Source organism: uncultured Clostridium sp., assembly GCF_937920395.1.
GTDB lineage: Bacteria > Bacillota > Clostridia > Clostridiales > Clostridiaceae > Clostridium_AD.
Genome location: NZ_CALEVF010000094.1, coordinates 1 through 5,176, shown reverse-complemented (window position 1 = coordinate 5,176; position 5,176 = coordinate 1). Strand labels below are relative to the sequence as shown.

Here is a 5,176-nt window from a genome sequence, read left to right as displayed (position 1 = left end):
TGTCTCTAGTTATTTCTTCAGGTCCAAGCTTAGTATCTCTTGCTTCTGATTCGTATTCTTCAATATGAACTGAAGTAAATATATCATCACGAACAAGTTCTTCAGATATTAACATTGCATCCTCATAATTATAACCTTCCCAAGTTACAAACCCAATACGGATATTCTTACCTAAAGCTATTTCTCCAAGATCTGTTGAAGGACCATCTGCTAAAACAGAATTTACTTCAACTTTCTCTCCTTTATTAACTATAGGTTTCTGATTTATACATGTACCCTGATTAGATCTTTTAAACTTAAGAATTTTATAAACATCGAGTCCACTGTCTGTTTCTCTTCTTACTTTAATCTCGTTAGCACTTACGTACTCAACTATTCCGGCATTTCTAGCTTTCGGAAGAACACCAGAATCTACTGCAGCTCTATATTCTATTCCAGTAGCTACAATTGGAGATTGTGACTTTAATAATGGTACTGCTTGACGCTGCATGTTCGAACCCATAAGTGCACGACTTGCATCATCATTCTCAAGAAATGGAATCATAGCAGTTGCAACAGAAACTATCTGTCTTGGTGATATATCCATTAAATCAACTTCATCTTTTGGAACAATCATTATTTCTGTTGTACTTCTTACAGTTACCTTATCATCTACAAAAGTACCATCATCACCGATTGGTTCGCTTGCTTGTGCTACTAAATATGAATCTTCTTCATCTGCAGTCATATAAACAATCTTGTCTGTAACTATTGATGTTTTTTTATCTACAAGTCTATATGGTGTTTCAATAAATCCATATTCATTTACCTTAGCATAACTTGCAAGTGAGTTAATAAGCCCTATATTAGGTCCTTCTGGAGTCTCTATTGGACACATTCTACCATAGTGTGAGTAATGAACGTCTCTAACTTCAAAGCCAGCTCTCTCTCTTGAAAGTCCACCTGGTCCTAGCGCAGATAATCTTCTTTTGTTTGTAAGTTCTGATAATGGATTTGTTTGATCCATAAATTGAGAAAGTTGAGAACTTCCAAAAAATTCTTTTATAGCTGCTGCTACTGGCCTTATGTTTATTAGTGCTTGAGGAGTTATTCCTTCTTGGTCTTGAATTGTCATTCTTTCCTTGACTACTCTTTCCATTCTAGATAATCCAATTCTAAATTGATTCTGTAAAAGTTCCCCTACAGATCTAATTCGTCTATTTCCTAAATGATCAATATCATCAATATAACCGATATCGTAAGTTAGTCCTAACTCGTAGCTCACTGTAGCATACATATCATCTTTAATTATATGTTTTGGTATCAATCTAGTTTTATTAGCTTTTATTTGCTCTTTAATTTCTTCTTCATCACTGTAATTATCTAATATTTCTTTTAATGTTGGATAATGAACCATTTCTCTAATATTAAGGTCAGAAATATCAAAGTTAACTACCTTATTAAGGTTAACAAAGTTATTTCCTATGACTCTTATTACTTTATCCTCAACTTGAAGATCCACTACATTAATTCCAAGATTTTGAATTTCTATAGCAGTTTCTCTATCTATTTTTTGATCTTTTTCAACTATTACTTCACCAGTTGTAGGGTTTACAATATTCTCAGCAGCAATTTGATTTGCGATTCTATGGTTAATCGATAGTTTTTTATTGAATTTATATCTACCAACTCTTGACAAATCATATCTCTTCGCATCAAAGAATAATGAATCAATAAGAGATACAGCACTATCTACTGTTGGTGGTTCACCTGGTCTTAGTCTCTTATATATTTCTATTAAAGCTTCTTCTCTTGTTTTAGTATTATCTTTTTCTATTGTTGCTTTTAATCTTTCTTCTTCACCTAACAATTGATGTAAGTCTAAATCACTACCATTATCCATCATAGCTCTTGCTAAGATACTTATTGGTAATTTTCTAGTCTTGTCAATTCTAATATATACTATATCGTTAGAATCTGTTTCATACTCAAGCCAAGCTCCTCTATTTGGAATTACAGTAGCTGAGTATAGTTTTTTTCCTGTTTTATCAACTGAATAATTATAATAAACTCCTGGTGATCTAACCAATTGACTTACTATAACTCTTTCTGCACCGTTGATAACAAATGTACCTTGTGGTGTCATCAATGGGAAATCTCCCATAAAGACTTCTTGCTCCTTGATTTCACCTGTTTCATTATTACGCAATCTAACCTTAACTTTTAAAGGTGCTGCGTAAGTTGTATCTCTTTCTTTACATTGTTCTTCAGTATACTTAATATTTTCTATATCAAGTTTGTATCCTACGAACTCTAGAACAAGATTTCCCGTATAATCTTGAATAGGATTTATATCATCAAAAACTTCTTGAAGTCCTTCTTTCAAAAACCAATCATAAGAATCTAACTGTATCTCAATTAAATTTGGCATATCAGTTACTTCTGCAATCTTTGAAAAACTCATTCTTGTTCTCTTACCTAGTTGGACAGGATGTACCATCAGCTTTCACCCCTTGTATAAACTAAAATAACCAAAAACACACTTTCCATTAGGACCTTATGCTTCTGGATTCAGACACTTATCATATTATTATAACCTTATTTGTTAATTTAATTCACAATAACCAGTAATTACATTTATTTTAATGTAAAATTGCTAGTTTTCTTACATTACGCTATATTATCATAATTATATTTCTATGTCAACATAACATTTTAAAAAAGGGCACTCTTATATAAAAGTACCCTTCTTTTATAATAAAATTATTTTACTTCTGCAACTCCGCCAACTTCTTCAAGTTTAGCTTTCATAGCAGCAGCATCATCTTTATTTACAGCTTCTTTTATAGTTTTTGGAGCTCCGTCAACTATATCTTTAGCTTCTTTTAGTCCTAGTCCAGTTAATTCTCTAACAACTTTAATAACTTTAATTTTGTTAGGTCCAACTTCTTTAAGTATTACGTCGAATTCAGTTTTTTCTTCAGCTACAGCTGAAGCAGCTCCTGCAGCAGCAACTGGTGCTGAAGCACTTACTCCAAATTCCTCTTCGCAAGTTTTTACTAGTTCATTTAATTCTAAAACACTCATATCTTTTATAGCTTGAATAATATCTTCTCTTGTCATTATAAATGCACCTCCGAATTTTTTTCATATATATATATTTGTATTTGCCTCTACACAAGGCGTAATCACCTTCATAGAAGGTCTGATTTAAAACAATTAAATTAATTAGCTATGTATCCTCACATAATATTTAATATATTATTGTGCTGATTCCTTTTGCTCTTTAATTGAATTCAATAAGTATGCAAGATTTGATAATGGAGCCTTGAAGCTTCCAAGTAATTTTGCAATAAGAACATCTCTTGATGGTATTAATGCTAGAGCGTTAACTTCTGCGCTATCGAATATCTTACCTTCAATTAAAGCTGCTTTAAGTTCTAATTTTTTATGAGTTTTTGCAAACTCCTTTAAAATTCTAGCTGCAACAGTTGCATCTTCATATCCAAATGCTAATGAAATAGATCCTTGTAAATAAGTTTCTATACCTTCAATTCCTAATTCCTTAGCTGCTAGAATAACTAAAGTGTTTTTATATACTTTATATTCTACCCCAACTTCTCTAAGGTTTTTTCTTAGCTCTGTATCTTCTTCTACATTAAGACCTTGATATTGACTAAGTACTACACCTTTAGCTTTTGCTAATTTTTCTTTTATTTCTGCTATTTTCACTTCTTTTAATTGTCTATTATTACTCAACACTGTATATACACCTCCTAACAGTTTTTAACTGCTTTATAAGAAAATTAAAATCTCTCCGTAGACACGAAGAGATCTAATATCTGTACATAAGTACATTTATTGGAATCCTCGGCAGGTATGTTATCTTTTATGCTTTCGCACCTACTATCTACGGAATATCATTTATTTTACTTTAAAAATCATACCACGTTTAAGCCTATTTGTCTATACTAATCTAAGACTTTAGCCTGATTTACTTTTATTCCAGGTCCCATAGTGCTTGAAACTGATACTGATTTTAAATATTGTCCTTTAGCTGCTGATGGTTTAGCTTTAACTACTGCTTCCATTAATGCATGAAAGTTAGCTATTAATTTCTCAGCTCCAAAAGATTTTTTTCCAATGGCTACATGGATTATAGAAGTTTTATCAACTCTATACTCAACTTTACCAGCTTTAATTTCATTTATTGCTTTAGTAACATCAAAAGTAACTGTTCCTGATTTTGGATTCGGCATTAAACCTTTAGGTCCTAGCACTCTACCCAATTTACCAACAACACCCATCATATCTGGTGTAGCAACAACTATATCAAATCCAAACCAATTTTCCTTTTGAATTTTATCAACTAATTCATCAGTTCCAACAAAATCGGCTCCAGCAAGTTCTGCTTCTTTAGCTTTATCGCCTTTAGCAAAAACTAAAACTTTAACACTTTTACCTGTTCCATAAGGAAGTACTACTGCACCCCTGACTTGTTGATCTGCATGTCTTGGATCAACACCAAGACTGATAGCAAGTTCTATAGTTTCATCGAATTTAGCTTTAGATGTTTTTACTACAAGGTCCATAGTTTCTTTTGGTGTATATAAAGCACTTTTATCAATAAGCTTTGCGCTTTCTTTGTAATTTTTTCCCATAATAGTATCCTCCTTCGTGGTAATAACGGTTTTTACCTCCCACGTAATTAATTCAAAATTATTCTTCTACAACTATTCCCATACTTCTTGCTGTTCCAGCTATCATACTCATAGCAGCTTCAATTGATGCAGCATTTAAATCTGGCATCTTAAGTTCTGCTATTTCTCTTACTTTAGCTTTAGAAACTGTAGCAATTTTGGTTTTGTTTGGAACACCAGAACCGCTTTCTAAACCAACTGCTTTCTTTAATAATATAGCTGCTGGTGGAGTCTTTAGTATAAAACTAAAAGATCTATCTTGATATACTGTTATAACTACTGGTATTATCATGCCTGCTTGATCAGCAGTTTTTGCATTAAATTCTTTACAGAATCCCATGATATTAACACCGTGTTGTCCAAGTGCTGGTCCAACTGGTGGTGCCGGAGTAGCTTTCCCTGCAGGAAGTTGAAGTTTTATCATCCCTGTTATTTTCTTAGCCATGAATTTATACCTCCTATATTGTGGTAATCGGATTTAAAATCCTCCCACTTAA

Annotated in this window: 5 protein-coding genes and 1 other annotated feature; all 5 genes read right to left on the bottom strand. The window is 32.4% G+C overall.

Features of this window, described 5'->3' with window-relative positions:
• Positions 1-2,479: DNA-directed RNA polymerase subunit beta (gene rpoB / locus Q0649_RS08855; protein ID WP_298840386.1), on the bottom strand; the 2,479-nt coding region annotated here is incomplete at its 3' end.
• A 263-nt stretch (positions 2,480-2,742) separates the two neighbouring features.
• The gene (gene rplL / locus Q0649_RS08850) at positions 2,743-3,102 is read right to left on the bottom strand and encodes a 50S ribosomal protein L7/L12 (protein ID WP_216149083.1); all 360 of its coding nucleotides are present in this window, start codon (positions 3,100-3,102) and stop codon (positions 2,743-2,745) included.
• Positions 3,103-3,240: 138 nt separating this feature from the next.
• Positions 3,241-3,738, bottom strand: a complete 498-nt coding sequence (gene rplJ, locus Q0649_RS08845; RefSeq protein ID WP_298840389.1) for a 50S ribosomal protein L10 — start codon at positions 3,736-3,738, stop codon at positions 3,241-3,243.
• A gap of 38 nt (positions 3,739-3,776) precedes the next feature.
• Positions 3,777-3,913, bottom strand: a sequence feature (ribosomal protein L10 leader region).
• A gap of 37 nt (positions 3,914-3,950) precedes the next feature.
• Positions 3,951-4,640 (bottom strand): 50S ribosomal protein L1, encoded by a 690-nt coding sequence (rplA, locus tag Q0649_RS08840; protein WP_071614643.1) that lies wholly within the window; start codon positions 4,638-4,640, stop codon positions 3,951-3,953.
• Between the two features lie 58 nt (positions 4,641-4,698).
• Positions 4,699-5,124, bottom strand: coding sequence for a 50S ribosomal protein L11 (rplK, locus tag Q0649_RS08835; RefSeq protein ID WP_298840375.1), 426 nt, complete (start codon positions 5,122-5,124; stop codon positions 4,699-4,701).
• Between the last annotated feature and the right edge of the window lie 52 nt (positions 5,125-5,176).

Bases quoted from the DNA above. Each gene is read 5' to 3' on its own strand.
- rplK (WP_298840375.1), bottom strand. From the start codon at position 5,124: ATGGCTAAGAAAATAACAGGGATGATAAAACTTCAACTTCCTGCAGGG.
- rplL (WP_216149083.1), bottom strand. From the start codon at position 3,102: ATGACAAGAGAAGATATTATTCAAGCTATAAAAGATATGAGTGTTTTA.
- rplA (WP_071614643.1), bottom strand. From the start codon at position 4,640: ATGGGAAAAAATTACAAAGAAAGCGCAAAGCTTATTGATAAAAGTGCT.